General features: G+C 76.7%; 4 protein-coding genes. 3 read left to right on the top strand and 1 reads right to left on the bottom strand.

Annotation, left to right across the window (positions count from 1 at the left end; translation table 11 throughout):
* The first annotated feature begins 76 nt into the window (after window positions 1-76).
* The 3 genes from ABZX40_RS20245 to ABZX40_RS20235 are packed head-to-tail and all read left to right on the top strand — an operon-like array spanning window position 77 to window position 14,098.
* A complete protein-coding gene (locus ABZX40_RS20245) occupies window positions 77-8,941 on the top strand; it encodes a type I polyketide synthase (protein WP_355733725.1) in 8,865 nt (2,954 codons plus the stop codon).
* Window positions 8,931-12,908, top strand: a complete 3,978-nt coding sequence (locus ABZX40_RS20240) for a beta-ketoacyl synthase N-terminal-like domain-containing protein (RefSeq protein WP_355733723.1) — start codon at window positions 8,931-8,933, stop codon at window positions 12,906-12,908. Before ABZX40_RS20245 ends, ABZX40_RS20240 begins: the two co-directional genes overlap by 11 nt.
* Before the next feature lie 47 nt (window positions 12,909-12,955).
* The gene (locus ABZX40_RS20235; protein ID WP_355733718.1) at window positions 12,956-14,098 is read left to right on the top strand and encodes an LLM class flavin-dependent oxidoreductase; all 1,143 of its coding nucleotides are present in this window, start codon (window positions 12,956-12,958) and stop codon (window positions 14,096-14,098) included.
* A gap of 461 nt (window positions 14,099-14,559) precedes the next feature.
* On the opposite strand, the gene ABZX40_RS20230 is transcribed toward ABZX40_RS20235, so the two are convergent.
* Window positions 14,560-17,385, bottom strand: a complete 2,826-nt coding sequence (locus tag ABZX40_RS20230; RefSeq protein ID WP_355733715.1) for an AAA family ATPase — start codon at window positions 17,383-17,385, stop codon at window positions 14,560-14,562.
* Window positions 17,386-17,867: the final 482 nt, after the last annotated feature.

The raw sequence follows: 17,867 nt of genomic DNA, 5'->3' as shown, positions 1-17,867 counted from the left end.
CTCCCGACCCCGACCCGGCACCTCCTGACGCCGGCTCGGCACTTTCTGAGCGGCACCGCGCACGAAGGGTGGATTCATGAACGACAGCCGCATGCGGCACCTCCTGGAACGGGTCACCGCCGAGCTGCACTCGACCCGGGGCAAGCTCCGCGAGGCCGAGCGGAGCGACCGGGAACCCATCGCGGTCGTCGGCATGGGCTGTCACTTCCCGGGCGGCGTCGACTCGCCGGAGGACCTGTGGCGGCTGGTCGCCGAGGGCGGTGAGGTGGTCGGCGACTTCCCAAAGGACCGGGGCTGGGACCTCGGCGCGCTGTTCGCGCCCGGCACCGGGGAGGGGTCCGGCCCGCCCGGCACCTCCAGCACCCGCCGAGGCGCCTTCCTCGCCGCGCCCGGCGCGTTCGACGCCGACTTCTTCGGGATCTCGCCGCGCGAGGCGCTGGCCGTCGACCCCCAGCAGCGGCTGCTGCTGGAGACGGCCTGGGAGACCTTCGAACGCGCCGGGATCCGGCCCGACACCCTGCGCGGCAGCGGCACCGGGGTCTTCATCGGCACCAACGGCAACGACTACGCCCCGCCGCCCGGACAGGTCCCCGAGGATCTGGAGGGCTACATCCTCCCCGGCAACGCGGCGAGCGTCGCCTCCGGCCGGATCTCCTACACCTTCGGCTTCGAGGGCCCCGCCCTCACCGTCGACACCGCCTGCTCGGCCTCGTCCGTGGCGATCCATCTGGCCGTGCGCTCGCTGCGCGCCGGTGAGTGCGATCTCGCCCTCGCGGGCGGGGTGACGGTGATGACGACACCGTCGACCTTCGTGGAGTTCTCCCGCCAGCGGGGGCTGTCCCCCGACGGGCGGTGCAAGGCGTTCGCCGGGGCGGCCGACGGCACCGGCTGGTCCGAGGGCGTCGGCCTGCTCCTCGTCGAACGGCTCTCGGACGCCCGCCGCCACGGCCACCGGGTGCTGGCCGTGATCCGGGGCACCGCCGCCAACCAGGACGGCGCCTCGCACGGTCTGACCGCCCCCAACGGCAGCGCCCAGCAGCGCGTCATCCGCCAGGCCCTGGCCGACGCGCACCTCACCCCCGCCGAGATCGACGCCGTCGAGGCGCACGGCACCGGCACCCGGCTCGGCGACCCCATCGAGGCACAGGCGCTGCTCGCCACCTACGGCCAGGAGCGCACGGACGGACAGCCACTGTGGCTGGGCTCGGTGAAGTCCAACCTCGCCCATACCCAGGCCGCCGCCGGGGTCGCCGGGGTCATCAAGATGGTGCAGGCCCTCCGGCACGCTGAACTGCCCAGGACCCTGCACGTGGACGAGCCGTCACCGCATGTCGACTGGGCGTCCGGCGCGGTCTCCCTGCTGACCGGGCACCGGCCCTGGCCGGAGACCGGACGGCCCCGCCGGGCCGGGGTGTCCGCGTTCGGCATGAGCGGCACCAACACCCACATCCTGCTGGAACAGGCCCCCGAGGACGCCCCGGTCCCGGTGGAGCCGCCCGAGGACCCGACCGCCGACCAGGAGACCGCCCCTCTCCCCGCGCTCCCCCTGATCCTCTCCGCACGCACCCCCGCCGCCCTCACCGCCCAGGCCGCCGCCCTCGCCGCCCGGCTGCGCGCCGGGCCGCCCGCGCCGCTCCCGGCCGTCGCCCGGGAACTCGCCTGGGGGCGGGCCGCGCTGGAGGAGCGGGCGGTGGTCGTCGGCGCCGACCGGGAGACCCTCCTCACCGGCCTCGACGCCCTCGCCGACGGCCTGCCCGCGCCCGGCGTCGTCCGCGCGAGCGCCGGCCCCGACCCCCGGACCGTGTTCGTCTTCCCCGGGCAGGGCTCGCAGTGGCCCGGCATGGCCCGCGAACTGCTCGACACCTCCGAGGTGTTCGCCGCCTCCGTCGCCGACTGCGCCCGCGCCCTGGAACCCTTCACCGACTGGTCGCTGACCGATGTCCTGCGCGGCACCGAGGGCGCCCCCGGCCATGACCGGGTGGATGTCGTCCAGCCCGCGCTGTGGGCGGTGATGGTGTCCCTGGCCCGGCTCTGGGAGTCGTACGGGGTACGGCCGGACGCCGTGGTCGGGCACAGCCAGGGCGAGATCGCCGCCGCGCAGATCGCCGGGGCCCTGTCGCTTCAGGACGCGGCCCGGGTGGTGGCGCTGCGCAGCCGGGCCATCCTCGAACTCTCCGGCGGCGGTGGGATGGTGTCGCTGGCGGTGCCCCTGGAGCGGGCCACGGAGCTGATCGCGCCCTGGGCCGACCGGATCGGCGTGGCCACGGTCAACGGCCCGTCCGCCGTGGTCGTCGCGGGCGAGCCCGCCGCCCTGGACGCCCTGGTCTCCGGCTGCGAACGGGACGGGGTCCGCGCCCGCCGGATCGCCGTCGACTACGCCTCCCACGGCCCCCAGGTCGAACGCATCCGTGACCGGTTGCTCGACGCCCTCGCCCCGGTCGCCCCGCGCCCCGCCCGTGTCCCCCTGCTCTCCACCGTCACCGGCGACTGGCTCGACACCGCCACCATGGACGCCGGGTACTGGTACACCAACCTCCGCCGGACCGTGCTGTTCGAACCGGCGGTCCGGCGGCTCCTCGCCGACGGCCACGATCTGTTCGTGGAGACCAGCCCGCACCCCGTGCTGACCACCGCCGTCCAGGACACCGCCGAGGCGGCGGGCGCGACGTCCGTCACCGTCACCGGGTCGCTGCGCCGCGACGACGGCGGCCCCGCCCGCTTCCTCGCCTCCCTGGGACACGCCCAGGTCCACGGGGCGGCCGTCGACTGGACGCCGGTCCTGCCGCCCCACGGCCCCCGCGTCGCCGATCTGCCCACCTACCCCTTCCAGCGGCACCCCTACTGGCTGGCCCCGGCCACCGCCCCCGCCGACGCCACCGGCCTCGGACTGCGCCCCGGCGGCCACCCCCTGCTCGGCGCGGCCCTGCGCCCCGCGACCGGCGACACCCTCCTGCTCACCGGCCGCCTCTCCACCCGCACCCACCCCTGGCTCACCGACCACACCGTCCTCGACCGGACCGTCGTCCCCGGCACCGCCCTGCTCGAACTGGCGCTGCGCGCCGCCGACGAGACCGGCGCGGACACCGTGGACGAACTCGTCATCGAGACCCCCCTCGTCCTGCCCGCCACCGACGCCGTCCACCTCCAGGTCGCCGTCACCGCCCCCGGCGACGACGGCCACCGCGCCTTCACCGTCCACTCCCGCCCCCAGGACGCCGACGACGGCACCGACTGGACCCGCCACGCCACCGGCCGTCTCACCCGCGCCACCACCACCCCGGCCGCACCCCCGCCCGGCACCTGGCCCCCGCCCGGCGCGACCCCCCTCCCGCTCGACGGCCTCTACGACCGGCTCGCCGACTCCGGCGTGCTCTACGGCCCCCGCTTCCAGGGCGTCCGCGCCGCCTGGCAGCGCGGCACCGAGGTCTTCGCCGAGATCACCCTCACCGAGGAGGAGGGCACGGCGGCGGGCCGGTACGGACTCCACCCGGCCCTGCTCGACGCCGGGTTCCACGCCTGTGCGCTCACCTCCGGCGCGTCCGCCGGGCCCGGCAGCGCCCTGCTGCCCTTCGCCTGGACCGGCATCCGGCTGCACGCCTCGGGGGCGAGCGCCCTGCGCGTCCGGCTCGCGCCCACCGCCGACGGCGGACTCGCCCTCGACGCCCACGACCCGTCCGGCGCGCCCGTGATCTCCGTGGCCTCCCTGTCGTACCGGCCCGTCGCGGCCGACCGGCTCGCCGCCGGGACCGGACTCCCGCCGCTGGCGCTCATCTGGCGGCCCGTCCCGCTGCCCGACCGGACCGAGCCGCCCTCCTTCCTCGGCCCGGACGGACCCGCCGGGATCGAGGAGGCCCTCGCCGCGGGCCGCCCGGTCCCGGGGACGGTCTGGTACGAGGTGCCGCCCACGGCCCCGGCCGACACGGACACCGCCACCGACGGAGACACCGCTGACGGTGACGACCCACCGGCCGCCGCGCGGGACGTGCTCGGCCGGGTCCTCGCCGTCGTCCAGGACTGGCTGGCCCGCCCCGGCCTCGACGGCGTACGGCTGGCCGTGCTCACCCGGCGGGCCGTGTCCGTCGACGGGGAGGCGCCCGATCCGGCGACCGCCGCCGTCTGGGGGCTGTTGCGCGCGGCCCAGTCCGAACACCCCGGGCGGCTGCTGCTGGTCGACGGGGACGGCTCCGAGGAGACCCGCGCGCTGCTCGCCCCGGCCGCGGCGGCGGGCGAGGACCAACTCGCCCTGCGCGCCCCCCGAACGGGCTCCGGACCGGCGCACGCGTACGTCCCCCGCCTCACCCGGGCCACCCCCGCACCCGCCCGGCCGTTCGCCGCACCCGGCGGAACCGTTCTCATCACCGGCGGCCTTGGGCTGCTGGGCGGGCTGATCGCCCGTCACCTCGTCACCGAGCACGGCGTCCGGCACCTCGTGCTGACCGGTCGGCGGGGCGCGGGGACACCGGGCGCGCGGGAGACGGTCGCCGCCCTGACCGGCCTCGGGGCCGCCGTCACGGTCGCCGCCGCCGACGCCGCCGACCGGGACGCCCTCGCGGCCGTGCTGGCCGCGATCCCGGCCGACCACCCGCTGACCGCCGTCGTCCACGCCGCCGGCACCCTCGACGACGGGACCTTCGCCGCCCAGACCCCCGCACGCCTGGACACCGTCCTGCGCCCCAAGGCCGACGCCGCCTGGCACCTCCACGACCTCACCCGGGGCCACGACCTCACCGCGTTCGTGCTGTTCTCCTCGGCGGCCGGGATCCTCGGCGTCCCCGGCCAGGCCAACTACGCCGCCGCCAACACCTTCCTGGACGCCCTGGCCGCCCACCGCCGCGCCCAGGGCCTGCCCGCCACCGCCCTCGCCTGGGGACTGTGGGAGCAGAGCGGCGAACTCACCGCGCACCTGGGCCAGGCGGACCATCTGCGCAACGCCCGCCACGGCACCCGCCCGCTCACCACCCCCGAGGGCCTCGCCCTCTTCGACGCGGCCACCACCACCGCCGACCCCGTCCTCGTCCCGCTCGCCCCCCTGCACGGCGCCGACCCCGCCCAGCTCCCGGCGGTCCTGCGGGACGTCGTACGGACCCGGCGCCCCGCCGTCCGCGCCACGACCGCGCCCGACATCTCCGCCACCCCCTACGCCGACCGCCTCCGCGCCCTCGAACCGGCCGCCCGCGAGGAGACCGTGACCGCGCTGGTACGGGCCGAGGCGTCGACCGTCCTCGGCCGGGGCGACCGTACGGCCGTCGCCGCCGACCGGGCCTTCAAGGACCTCGGCTTCGACTCGCTGACCTCCGTCGAACTCCGCAACCGGCTCGCCACCGCCACCGGACTGCGGCTCCCGCCCACCCTGGTCTTCGACCACCCCACCCCGAACGCACTCGCCCGCCACCTCCTGGACGAGATCCTCGGCACCGGCGACGAGGCCCCCGCCCCGGCCCCGGTGAGCACGGCCCCCGCCGCCGCCGACGATCCCGTGGTCATCGTCGGCATGGGCTGCCGGCTGCCCGGCGGGGTCGCCTCGCCCGACGACCTGTGGGACCTGGTGGCCCAGGGCGGCGACGCCATCACCGCCTGGCCCACCGACCGGGGCTGGGACCACGAGGCCCTCTACGACGCCGACCCGGACCGCCCGGGCCGCACCTACACCCAGCACGGCGGATTCCTGCACGACGCCGCCGACTTCGACGCCGACTTCTTCGGGATCTCCCCGCGCGAGGCCCTCGCCATGGACCCCCAGCAGCGGCTGCTCCTGGAGACCTCCTGGGAGACGTTCGAACGGGCCGGGATCGACCCCGCCGCCCTGCGCGGCAGCGCCACCGGGGTCTTCGTAGGCGTCATGTACAACGACTACGCCTCCCGGCTGCACACCCTGCCGCCCGAGCTGGAGGGCTACCTCCACAACGGCAGCGCCGCGAGCGTCGCCTCCGGCCGCGTCTCCTACACCTACGGCTTCGAGGGCCCCGCGGTGACCGTGGACACCGCCTGCTCGTCGTCGCTGGTGGCACTGCATCTGGCGGTACGGGCGCTGCACGCCGGGGAGTGCGATCTCGCGCTCGCGGGCGGGGTCGCGGTGATGGCCTCGCCGTCCGGGATGGTCGCCACCTCCCGGCACCGCGCCTTCGCCCCCGACGGCCGGGTCAAGGCGTACGCGGCCGGGGCCGACGGCACCAGCTGGGCCGAGGGCGTGGGCCTGCTCCTGGTCGAGCGGCTCTCCGACGCCCGCCACCACGGGCACCCCGTGCTGGCCGTGGTGCGCGGTACGGCGGTCAACCAGGACGGCGCCTCCAACGGCCTGACCGCGCCCAGCGCGAGCGCCCAGCGGCGGGTCGTGGGACAGGCCCTCGCGGACGCCGGGCTCTCCCCGCACGAGGTGGACGCGGTGGAGGGGCACGGCACCGGCACCACCCTCGGCGACCCCATCGAGGCACGGGCCCTGGTCGCCGCGTACGGCCGCGACCGGCCCGCCGACCGGCCGCTGTGGCTGGGGTCCCTCAAGTCCAACATCGGGCACACCCAGGCCGCCGCCGGGGTCGCCGGGATCATCAAGACCGTGCAGGCCATGCGGCACGGCGTACTGCCCCGCACCCTGCACGTCGACCGGCCGTCCCCGGACGTCGACTGGGACACCGGCGGCGTACGGCTCCTGACGGAGCGGCGGCCCTGGCAGCCGGCGGCGGACGGTGTGCCCCGGCGCGCGGGAGTCTCGTCCTTCGGCGTGAGCGGCACCAACGCGCATGTCGTCCTCGAAGGGGTCACGGCGGAGGGAGCCGAGCGGACGGAAGAGGGCGCCGCCGCCGCGCCGCTGCCCTGGATCCTCTCCGCCCGCACCCCCGCCGCCCTCACCGCCCAGGCCGAACGGCTCCTCACGGCGCTCAGCGGTGGTCCGGGCGGTGATTCCGCCCCGCTGGCCGGTGGTCCGGACAGCGTCCCCGCCCCGCTGACCGGTGGCCTGGACGGTGATTCCGCCCCGCTCAGCGGCGGCCCGGACAGCGTCCCCGCCCCGCTGACCGGTGGCCCCGACGGCGATCCCGCCCCGCTGACCGGTGGCCTGGACGGCGATTCCGCCCCGCTCACCGGCGGCCCCGACGGCGTCCCCGCCCCGGACATCGCTCACACCCTCCTCGCCCACCGCCCCCGCTTCGACCACCGCGCGGTCGTCGTCGCCGCCGACCGCGCGAGCGCGGCCGAGGGGTTCGCCGCCCTGGTGCGCGGCGAACCCGCCGGGAATCTGATCCGGGGCACCGCCGCCGAAGGCATCCGGACGGTGTTCGTCTTCCCCGGGCACGGCTCCCAGTGGCCCGGCATGGCCCGGGGGCTGCTGGACACCTCCCCGGTCTTCGCGGCCCGCGTCGAGGAGTGCGCCGCCGCCCTCGCGCCCCACCTCGACTGGTCGCTGACCGACGTCCTGCGCGAGCGGCCGGGGGCGCCCACCCTGGACCGGGTCGAGGTCGCCCAGCCCGCCCTGTGGGCCGTCCTGGTGGCGCTGGCCGCCCAGTGGGAGGCGTACGGGGTGCGCCCGGACGCGGTCGTCGGGCACAGCCAGGGCGAGGTGGCGGCGGCCTGCGTGGCAGGGATCCTCACCCTCCAGGACGCGGCCCGGATCGTCGTCGAACGCAGCCGGATCCTCGCCTCGCTGGTCGGCAAGGGCGGAATGGCCTCCCTGGCGCTGCCGCTGGACGACGTGGAGGAGCGCATCGCGGCCTGGCCGGGGCGGCTGTCCGTGGCGACGGTCAACGGGCCGTCCGCCGTGGTCGTCGCGGGCGAGGACACCGCACTGGACGAACTCCTCGCCCAGTGCGCCGCACGCGGTGAACGCGCCAAGCGGATCCGGGCCGCCACCGTCGCCGGGCACTCCCCGGTGATCGACGAGGCCAAGGAGGAACTCCTCGCCCGGCTCGCCTTCGTCACCCCGCGCGAGGGCCGGATCCCGCTGCACTCCACGGTCACCGGCGCGGTCGCCGAGCCCGGTGAGCTGGACGGCACCTACTGGTACCGCAACATCCGGCAGACCGTGCGGTTCGCGCCGGTCGTCCAGGACCTGGTGGCCAAGGGCCGCACCTTGTTCGTGGAGGTCAGCCCGCACCCGGTGCTGACCGGCGGCATCCAGGACACCGTGGACGCGGCGGACGTCCCGGAGGTCGCCGTCACCGAGACCCTGCGGCGCGACCACGGCGGACCGGACCGCTTCCTCGCCTCCGTCGCCGTCGCCCACACCCATGGCGTACCGGTCGACTGGACCCCGGCGTTCGCCGGACGGCACCCGCGCCGGGTGGAACTGCCCACCTACGCCTTCCGCCGCCGCCGCTACTGGCTCGACGCCCAGCCCGCCCCCGCGACGACCGCTCCGGCGTCGCCGGAGGCCGCCGCCCCTGACGACGGACCGGCGGCCGAGACCCTGACGGACCGCCTCGCCGCCCTCCCGCCCGCCGAACGCGCCGCGACCCTCACCGAGCTGGTGCGCCGCCAGACCGCCGAGGTCCTCGGCCATGACGACCCGGTGGAGGTCGCCGCCGACCGGCAGTTCAAGGATCTCGGCCTGGAGTCCCTCACCGCCGTCGATCTGCGCAACCGGCTGGCCGCCGCCCTCGACCGCCGGCTCCCGGCGACCCTGGTCTTCGACCACCCCACCCCGGCCGCCGTCGCCGCCCACCTCGCGACCCTCCTCCCCACGCCCGCCCCCGACACCCCCCGCCCGGCCCGGGACGTCCTCGCCCTGCTGGAGGGCGCCGCGCCCGACGACCCCGACCTGCCCGAACTGGCCGCCCGGCTGCGGGCCCTGGCCGCCCGCTGGAGCGGCGAACCCGACCTGGAGTCGGCGACCGACGACGAACTCTTCGCGCTGATGGACGCCGAGGGACCACAGGACCCGAGCCCGTCGCACGAAACGAAAGGCACCGAGGAGAGCGTGGAGACCGAGGAGACCGACCGTGGCCGATGAGGAGAAGCTGCGCAGCTATCTGCGCCGCGCGCTCGACGAGAGCCGCGAGGCCCGCCGCCGACTGGACCGGTTGGAGTCGGCGCTGCGCGAGCCGATCGCCGTCGTCGGGATGGGCTGCCGTCTGCCCGGCGGGGTCGACTCGCCCGAGACCCTGTGGGACCTGGTGGCCGAGGGCGGCGACGCCATCGGCCCCTGGCCCGACGACCGGGGCTGGGACCTCGACGCCCTCTACGACCCCGACCCCGACCGCCCCGGCACCAGCTACGCCCGGCACGGCGGATTCCTCTACGACGCCGCCGACTTCGACGCCGAGTTCTTCGGGATCTCCCCGCGCGAGGCGCTCGCCATGGACCCCCAGCAGCGGCTGCTCCTCGAAACGTCCTGGGAGGTGTTCGAACGGGCCGGGATCGACCCCGCCGCCCTGCGCGGCAGCAGCACCGGGGTCTTCGTCGGCCTGGCCGGGCAGGACTACCACACCCGCCTCGACCGGATCCCCGCCGAACTGGAGGGCCACCTCGGCATCGGCAACCTCGCCAGCGTCGCCTCGGGCCGCCTCTCGTACACCTACGGCTTCGAGGGCCCCGCGGTGACCGTGGACACCGCCTGCTCCTCGTCGCTGGTGGCACTGCATCTGGCGGTCCGGGCGCTGCGCGGCGGCGAGTGCGCGCTCGCGCTCGCGGGCGGGGCGACGGTGATGTCGACACCGGCCGGGTTCGTGGCCTTCTCCCGCCAGCGCGGGCTGTCCCCGGACGGCCGCTGCCGCGCCTTCTCCGCCGCCGCCGACGGCACCGGCTGGGCGGAGGGCGCCGGACTGCTGCTCCTGGAGCGCCTCTCGGACGCCCGCCGCCTCGGCCACCCCGTCCTGGCCGTGGTGCGCGGCACGGCCGTCAACCAGGACGGCGCCTCCAACGGCCTCACCGCCCCCAACGGCCCCGCCCAACAGCGGGTCGTCCGCCGCGCCCTCGCCGATGCCGGACTCACCGCGCGCGAGGTGGACGCCGTCGAGGGCCACGGCACCGGCACCACCCTCGGCGACCCCATCGAGATCCAGGCCCTCCAGGAGGTCTACGGCCGCGACCGCCCCGCCGACGAACCCCTGTGGCTGGGCTCCCTCAAGTCCAACATCGGGCACACCGCGGCGGCGGCCGGGGTGGCGGGCGTGATCAAGACCGTCCAGGCCCTGCGCCACGCCACCCTCCCCAAGTCCCTGCACGCGGAGGCCCCGACACCCCATGTCGACTGGGCGGACGGCGGCGTACGCCTGCTCGGCGAGGCCCGCCCCTGGCCGTCCGGCGACCACCTGCGCCGGGCCGGGGTCTCCGCTTTCGGCGTCAGCGGCACCAACGCGCACATCATCCTGGAGCAGGCACCCGACGACGAGACGCCCGACGCGGCGGACCCGGCTCCTGACGACGTCGTCCTGCCCTGGCCGCTCTCCGCCCGCTCCCCGCGGGCCCTGCGCGACCAGGCGGCCCGGCTCACCCGGCACCTGGAGGACCGCCCGGAGGCCCGGCCCGCCGATGTGGCCTGGTCCCTCGCCACCCGGCGCACCACCCACCGCCACCGCGCCCTGGTCGTCTCCGCCGACCGCGCCGAGGCCCTCGCCGCCCTGCGCGACCTCACCACCGAGACCGGCGCGACCGCCACCGAACCCGGCCGCACCGCCTTCCTGTTCACCGGCCAGGGCAGCCAGCGGGCCGGCATGGGCCGGGAGCTGTACGCCCGCTTCCCCGCCTACGCCCGTGCCTTCGACGAGGTGACCGCCGCCCTCGACGAGCACCGGGCGGCCCGGCCCTCCGTACGGGAGGCGGTGCTCTCCCCGGAGCACGGCGCTCTCCTCGACCGCACGGAGTACGCCCAGCCCGCCCTCTTCGCCGTCGAGATCGCCCTGCTGCGGCTGCTGGAGTCCTGGGGTGTACGGCCCGATGTGGTCGCCGGGCACTCGGTCGGCGCGCTGGCCGCCGCCCACGCCGCCGGGGTGCTCGATCTGCCCGACGCGGCCCGGCTGGTGACCGAGCGGGGGCGGCTGATGCAGGCCCTGCCGGAGGGCGGGGCGATGGTGGCGGTGGAGGCGAGCGAGGAGGAGGTGACGGAAGCGATCGGGGAGGGGGGCGCGGCCGGGGAAGGGGTCGCGGCCGGGGAGGGGGTCGCGGTCGCCGCGGTCAACGGGCCCCGCTCGGTAGTGCTCTCCGGGGACGAGGACGCCGTTCTCGCCGTCGCCGCCGGGTTCCGCGCCCGGGGCCGCAGGACCGCCCGGCTGCGGGTGAGCCACGCCTTCCACTCCCCGCACATGGACGGCATGCTGGACGACTTCCGCCGGGCCGCCAAGGCCGCCGACTTCCGGCCCGCCGCCCTCCCCGTGATCTCCGATCTGACCGGCGCCCCCGCCGACGACGACGAACTGGGCTCCGCCGACCACTGGGCCCGCCACGCCCGCGAACCCGTCCGGTTCCTGGACGTCCTGCGCACGGCACACGCGCTGGGCGTCACCCGGTTCGTGGAGATCGGGCCGGACGCGGTGCTCACCGCGCTGGCCGGTGACGCCCTGGACGACGGTCCGGTGCTCGCGCCCCTGCTGCGCGCGGGCCGTTCCGAGGTGCGGACGCTGCTGTCGGCGGTGGGGCGGCTGCACACGGACGGGGTGGCCGTGGACTGGCCCGCCGCCTTCGAGGGGCTCGCCCCGCGCCCGGTCGAGCTGCCGACCTACCCCTTCCAACGGCGGCGGCACTGGCTGGACGCCACGCTGACACGCGCCACCACCGAGGCACCGGCCCTGCCCGACCCGGTGGCGGCCGACGCCGGGCCGGACTGGGCCGCCGGGCTCACCGGAGCGGCTCTCGACGCCGCCCTGCTGGACCTCGTACGGGCACGGGCGGCCGGGGTGCTCGGGTACGCGACGGCGGAGGAGGTGGAGGAGGGGCGGCCGTTCGTGGAGGCCGGGCTCGACTCGCTGTCGGCCGTCGAACTGCGGGCCCGCCTCGCCGCCACCACCGGGCTGCCGCTGGGCGGAGCGCTCACCATCCGGTTCCCGACGCCCCGCGCCCTCGCCGCCCACCTCGGTGAACTGCTGCGCGAGCGGCCGGGGTCCGGTGCCGGGGAGCGGCAGGGGCCGCTGACGGAGCTGTATCTGCGGCTGTGCGGGGCCGGGGAGATCGGCGCCGCGACCGAGGTGATCGTCGCCGCCGCCCGGCTGCGGGAGACCTTCGCCGCGGCCGACACCGCCCGGCACAGCGCCCCACCGGTCGTCCTGGCCAAGGGCACCGCGCCCACCGCACTGGTCTGCTTCCCCGCCCTCACCGCGCTCTCCGGCCCGCACGAGTACGCCCGCTTCGGCCAGGCCCTCGACGGGCGCCGGGACGTCCTCGCCGTACCGGCGCCCGGGTACACGCCGGGCAGCGGGCTGCCGGACTCGGCGGACACCTTCGTCGCGATGCAGGCGGACGCGGTCGAACGACTCGTCGGGGACCGGCCGTTCGCCCTGCTCGGGCGCTCCCTGGGCGGCTGTGTCGCGCACGCCGTGACCGAGGAGCTGGAACGCCGGGGGAGCACCGTGCCGTCGGGCCTGGCGATGGTCGACACCTACCCCATGGACACCGCGGCCCTGCCCGGTATGGAGTGGTGGATGCCCGCCATGATCAACGGCATGGTCGACCGCTTCGACGCGTTCGAACTGGGCCTGAGCGACGACGGGCTGACCACGATGGGCGGCTATCTGCGCACCTTCGGCCCCTGGCAGCCCCGGCCGGTCACCACCCCGACACTGCTGCTGCGCGCCACCCGGGCACTGCCCGGGACGCCGGAGAGCACGGACACCGGTCCCGGCCACCCCGTCCCGGACACCCGCGCCTTCTGGCGGCTCCCGCACACCACCGCCGACATCCCCGGCGACCACTTCTCCGTCCTGGAGGAGCACTCACCCACCACGGCGTCGGCCGTGGAGGAGTGGCTCGCCGCTCTCGACCGGTGAGAAGCACCGACCCACCCGCCCCACCGAACCGAGGAGCACACCTCACCATGAGCACCCCGCCCCGCCCCCTCCACCTCGCCGTCGCGCTCGACGGAGCCGGCTGGCACCCCGGGGCCGCCGCCCCGGACGGCAACCCCTACGGGCCGGAGCACTGGACCGCGCTCGTGCAGGAGGCCGAGCGCGGACTGCTGGACTTCGTCACCCTGGAGGACCCGCCCCGGCGCCCCGCGGCCGGGCCGCTCACCCACCGCGTGGACGCCCTGCTGGTCGCCGCCGCCCTCGCCGGGCGCACCGAGCACATCGGCATCGTGCCGACCGCCGTCCTCGACCGCGCCCAGCCCCTGCACATCGCGCGGGCCGTGGCCACCCTGGACCAGCTCACCGGCGGCCGGGCCGGATGGCGCACCCAGGTCACCCCGGCCCGGCCGATCGTGCTGGACGAACTGTTCACCCCCGAGGTGCAGCGGCCGATGGCCGAACTCTTCGAACGGGCCGCCGATCTGGTCCGGGTGGTGCGCGCGCTGTGGGACGGGGTGTCCGACGAGAAGGAGCTGCGCGACCTCGCCCCCGGCCGCTTCGCCCCCGCCGACCCCGACCCGCAGGGCAGCTTCACCGCGATCGAACCGCTCGGCGGCAGCGCCGGGGACTGGCTCACCCTGGACGGTCCCGCGCTGGCCCCGCCCGCCCCGCAGGGCCACCCGCTGATCTTCACCCTCGCCCACATCAGCCTGCCCTTCCGCTACGGGGCCCGCTCCGCCGACGTGGTGTCCGTGACCCCGCACAGCGCCGACGAGGCCGCGGCCACCGTCGCGGAGATCCGGGCCGCGCAGAGCGCCGCCGGGCGCGACGGCGAGACCGTGCATGTCTTCGCCGACCTCGTGGTCCTCCTGGACACCGAGCCCGGCCGGGCCGCCGAGCGCCGGGCCCGACTGGACGAGGCCCACGGCAGCCCGTTCACCTCCGACGCCCATATCGCCGTCGGCACCCCCGGTGAGGTCGCCGATCTGCTGCTGGAGTGGCAGCGCGCCGGGATCTCCGGCTACCGGCTGCGGCCCGCCGCGCTGCCCGACGACCTCACCGCCGTCACCCGCGCGCTGGTGCCCGAACTCCAGGCGCGCGGCGCGTTCCGCACCGCCTACGAGGCCAGCACCCTGCGCGGACTGCTCGGGCTGCCGCCGCGGACCGTGTGACGGACTCTCTCCGGGGCGCGGCAGCGCGCTGCCACGCCCCGGAGAGAGGGCGGCCGGGCTCCAGGGGCGTCCCCCGACATGGCACACGGGAGGCGATGATCGCCGCGTCCAGCGAGGGGCGGCCGGGTGTCGAGGGCGCCCCTCGATGAGGGCGTGGTCACGATCCTGCTGGCCGTCGCTTACGGCGGCGGCTGGGTTCTAGGGGCGCCCCCGGATGAGGGCCTGGTCACGATCCAACCGGCCATCTCTGACGGCGGCTGGGTGCCGAGGGTGCCCCTCGACGAAGGCGTGGTCACGACCCTGCCGGCCATCGCTGACGGCGGCCGGGTTCTAAGGGCGCCCCTCGATGAGGGCCTGGTCACAACCCCACCGGCCATCGCTGACGGCACCGGGTTCCAAGGGCGCCCCCGGACGAGGGCCTGGTCACAACCCCACCGGCCATCGCTGACGGCAGCCGGAGGCTAAGGGCGCCCCCCGACCCGCGCCGACGCCCGCTCCTGGGGCCCGCGTTCCACCGCCCCCAGCAGTGACAGCGGCAGATCCGCCCGGCCCTTCACCCGCAGCTTGCGATAGGTGTGTGTCAGATGCTGCTCCACCGTGCTGACCGTGATGAAGAGCTTCTCGGCGATCTCCCGGTTGGACAGCCCGGCCACCGCCAGCGCCGCTACCTGGGCCTCGGAGCCGCTCAGCACCCCGGCCCGTTCCGGGCCACCGCGCTCCGGCCGGACCGGCGGCGCCTCACCCGCCGCGAGCCGCCGCGCCAGCGGGACGAGGCCCTGCTCCTCGGCGATGTCCAGCGCCTGCCGGGCCACCATCCGGGCCCGCCCGCGCTGGCCCGCCCGGGTGTGGACCTCGCTCAGATCCACCAGCACCCGGGCCAGTTCCAGCCGGTCACCGGCGCCCTCCAGCAGATCGGCGGACTCCCGCAGCAGCGCCGCCCGACGCCGGGAGTCCGCCACCGAGGCCGCCGAGTGCAGGGCGATCCCGCGCGCCCTCGGCTGGCTCACCGGCACCATCGCCAACTGCTCGACGGCCAGCCGCCGGGCCTCCTCCGTCCGGCCCAGCCGCAGCAGCGCGGTCACCGCGTCACCGCGCCACGGCACGAACGCCGGGAGGTCGATGTCCCACTCCCGCATCAGGCGTCCGCAGCGCGTCAGATCGTCCAGCGCCCCGTGCAGCAGATTCACCGAGAGCCGCCAGCGGCCCCGCGCGTGCAGATACTGCACCCCGAACCGGGTCTCGTACAACTGCTCGGGCAGGGTCGCGACCGGTGGCCCGCCCGCCTCCGCCCGCCCGGTCGCCGCCGCCACCAGCTCCAGGGTCGCCAGCGGTGAGCCGATCAACGCGCCCCAGCCGCGCACCGACACCAGCCCCAGGGCCTGCCGCGCGGACCGCTCCGCGAGCCGTACCTCGCCCTGCCGCAGCGCCGCCTCGGCCCGCAGCGCCGCGAACAGCGCCTGCCAGGTCGGCACATCACGCCGCGCGGCCTCCCGTACCAGCCGGTCCGCCCAGGGCGCCGCGAGATCCGGCCGGTCGGCGTAGACCAGCACCGACAGCGCCTGGTGCACGGTGTCGAAGCTGGTGTCGTCCAGCAGCGTGGTCTGGAGCACCAGTTCGGCGCTGCGGACCGCGTCCGGGCCGGGGCCCGAGCGCAGCAGCCGGTTCAGCACCCCCGACATCCGCGGCGCCGACCCGTCCGCCGCCCGCAGCAGCGCCCGGTGCGACGTCCGGGCCCTGGCCACCGGCCGGGGCAGCAGCGCCGGATGCGAGGCCGACAGACCGTGCCGCACGGCCTGGTACTCGGCGCTCTGCCGGGCGTCCAGCAGATCCGCGGACCGCTCCAGCCTGCGCAGCGCGAGCAGGATCTCATCGCTGCCGCCGGTCCACAGCAGCCGCCCCAGCAGCGGCACGATCTGGCAGCCCGACAGCCGCCCCTCGCGCAGCGCGGCGGTCAGCGGACGCAGCCGCCGGCAGGCGGTGTCCGGGTCGGTACGGAAATCGACCAGGCTGCGCAGCACGGTCACCGTCACCCGCCGGTCCTCGTCCGTCGCCGCCGCCTCCGCCACATCGAGGCACGCCTCGGCGAACGCCGTGTCGTCCCGGTGCAGCGCCTCCCGCGCCGCTTCCAGCGCCACCGCGTACGCCCAGGGCTCGGCGCTGTGCCGGGCCGCCGCCAGCTGCACGGCCACCACCGGCGCCGGTTCCCCGGCGGCGTGCAGCAGCCGGGCGGCGGCCCGGTGCAGCAGCGCCCGTTCGGCGGCCGGCATCCCGGCGAGGACGGCGGTCCGGGCGGCGGGATGACGGAACCGGCCCGCGTCCAGGAAGCCCAGGCCGTCCATCGCCGCCAGCGTCGCGGCGAGCGCGGACGCGGGACGGCCCGTCAGCCCCGCCAGATACGCCGGTGAACCCGAGGCGTCCAGCACCGCCAGCGCGCGGGCCGTGTCCCGGTACTCCTCGCCGACCCGCCGGACACAGGCGTCCACCGCCCGCCCGTACTCCTCGCCCGGGAACGGCTCCACCGCGCCGGGCGGTACGGCTCCCGGCGCCCCGGCCGCCGTCCGGTCGTGGTGGTCCTCGGCGAGGGCCCGCAGCAGCAGCGGGTTGCCGCCGCTGAGCCGGTGCCAGGGGCGGGCGTCGAGCCCCGGCCCGACCAGCTCACCGACCAGTTCGCCGGTGCCCGCCGGGGACAGGGGCCGCACCCGCAGCCGGGTGACATGCCGCTGCCGCACCAGCGAGGTGCGCCAGGACAGCTCCGTGGTGCTCGCCCCCGACGCCGCGTCCCGCTCGGCCACCACCAGCAGCACCCGGGTGCTGCGCAGCAGCCGCCCCACATAGATGAGGGTGTCCAGCGACGCCGGGTCCGCGAAGTGCACATCGTCGACGATCACCACCACCGGGGCCCGCTCCGACAGGGCCCGCAGCAACTGCCAGTGCACCTGGCTGACCTGCGCGGGGGTGGGCCGGTGGGTCAGCAGATCCGCGTCGCACGCGGCCAGCGCCCCGCCGGGCTCGTACGGGCGCAGCGCCCGCTCCCGCTCGGCGGCGGAGAACTGCTGGTGACGGAAGATCTGGCCCATCACCCCCAGCTCGACGTCCCGTTCCGAACAGCGGGCCGTGGCGTGCAGGACGACGGCCCCGGCCGCCGCCGCCAGCTCGCCCAGGACATGGAGGAGTTCCGTCTTGCCGCTGGCGACCGGACCGCTGAGCGCGGCCACCCCGCCGGTGCCCGAGCAACAGCCCGCCAGCAGCTCTCGCAGTCGCGTCACCTGACCCTCGCGTTCCACCATGACCACAGCTGCTCCCCATCCGACATCGCTCGGTGGCGTCGTACATGACGCGAAGGGCTGCGCTGACCTCCGCGCCGGGCTCGGCAAAAGTCAAGAGCGGCACCGGGGGCGGCCCCGGCCGGCCGGTGGGCCGGTCCGGGCCCCACCCTCAGGCCGGGCGTGCCCCCGTCCCGTCGGCGGGCTGTACGGGGGCTGCCGGATCGCCGTCCGGCGGCCGTACGGGGGTGACCGGGTCCCCGCCCGCCGGGCGGGGGGACCCGCCGGGGGCGGGGTCCGGCGGGTGCACGGAAGCGGCGGAAGCGCCGGGGTCGCGGTCCTGCGGTTGCGTGGAGGCGGCGGAAGCGGCGGGGTCGCGGTCCTGCGGTCGCACGGAAGCGCCGGGGTTGCGGTCCTGCGGTTGCGTGGAGGCGGCGGAAGCGGCGGGGCCGCGGTCCTGCGGTCGCACGGAAGCGGCGGGATCGCGGTCCTGCGGTTGCGTGGAG

The organism is Streptomyces sp. NPDC004610 (genome assembly GCF_040609715.1).
In the GTDB taxonomy this organism is placed as follows: Bacteria; Actinomycetota; Actinomycetes; order Streptomycetales; family Streptomycetaceae; genus Streptomyces.
The sequence above is the reverse complement of the archived record's forward strand: the minus strand, read 5'-3'. Positions and strand labels throughout refer to the sequence as shown.

Excerpts from the sequence above, each read along its gene's own strand:
- ABZX40_RS20235 (WP_355733718.1), top strand. The coding sequence starts at position 12,956 with ATGAGCACCCCGCCCCGCCCCCTCCACCTCGCCGTCGCGCTCGACGGA.
- ABZX40_RS20245 (WP_355733725.1), top strand. The coding sequence starts at position 77 with ATGAACGACAGCCGCATGCGGCACCTCCTGGAACGGGTCACCGCCGAG.
- ABZX40_RS20230 (WP_355733715.1), bottom strand. The coding sequence starts at position 17,385 with ATGGTGGAACGCGAGGGTCAGGTGACGCGACTGCGAGAGCTGCTGGCG.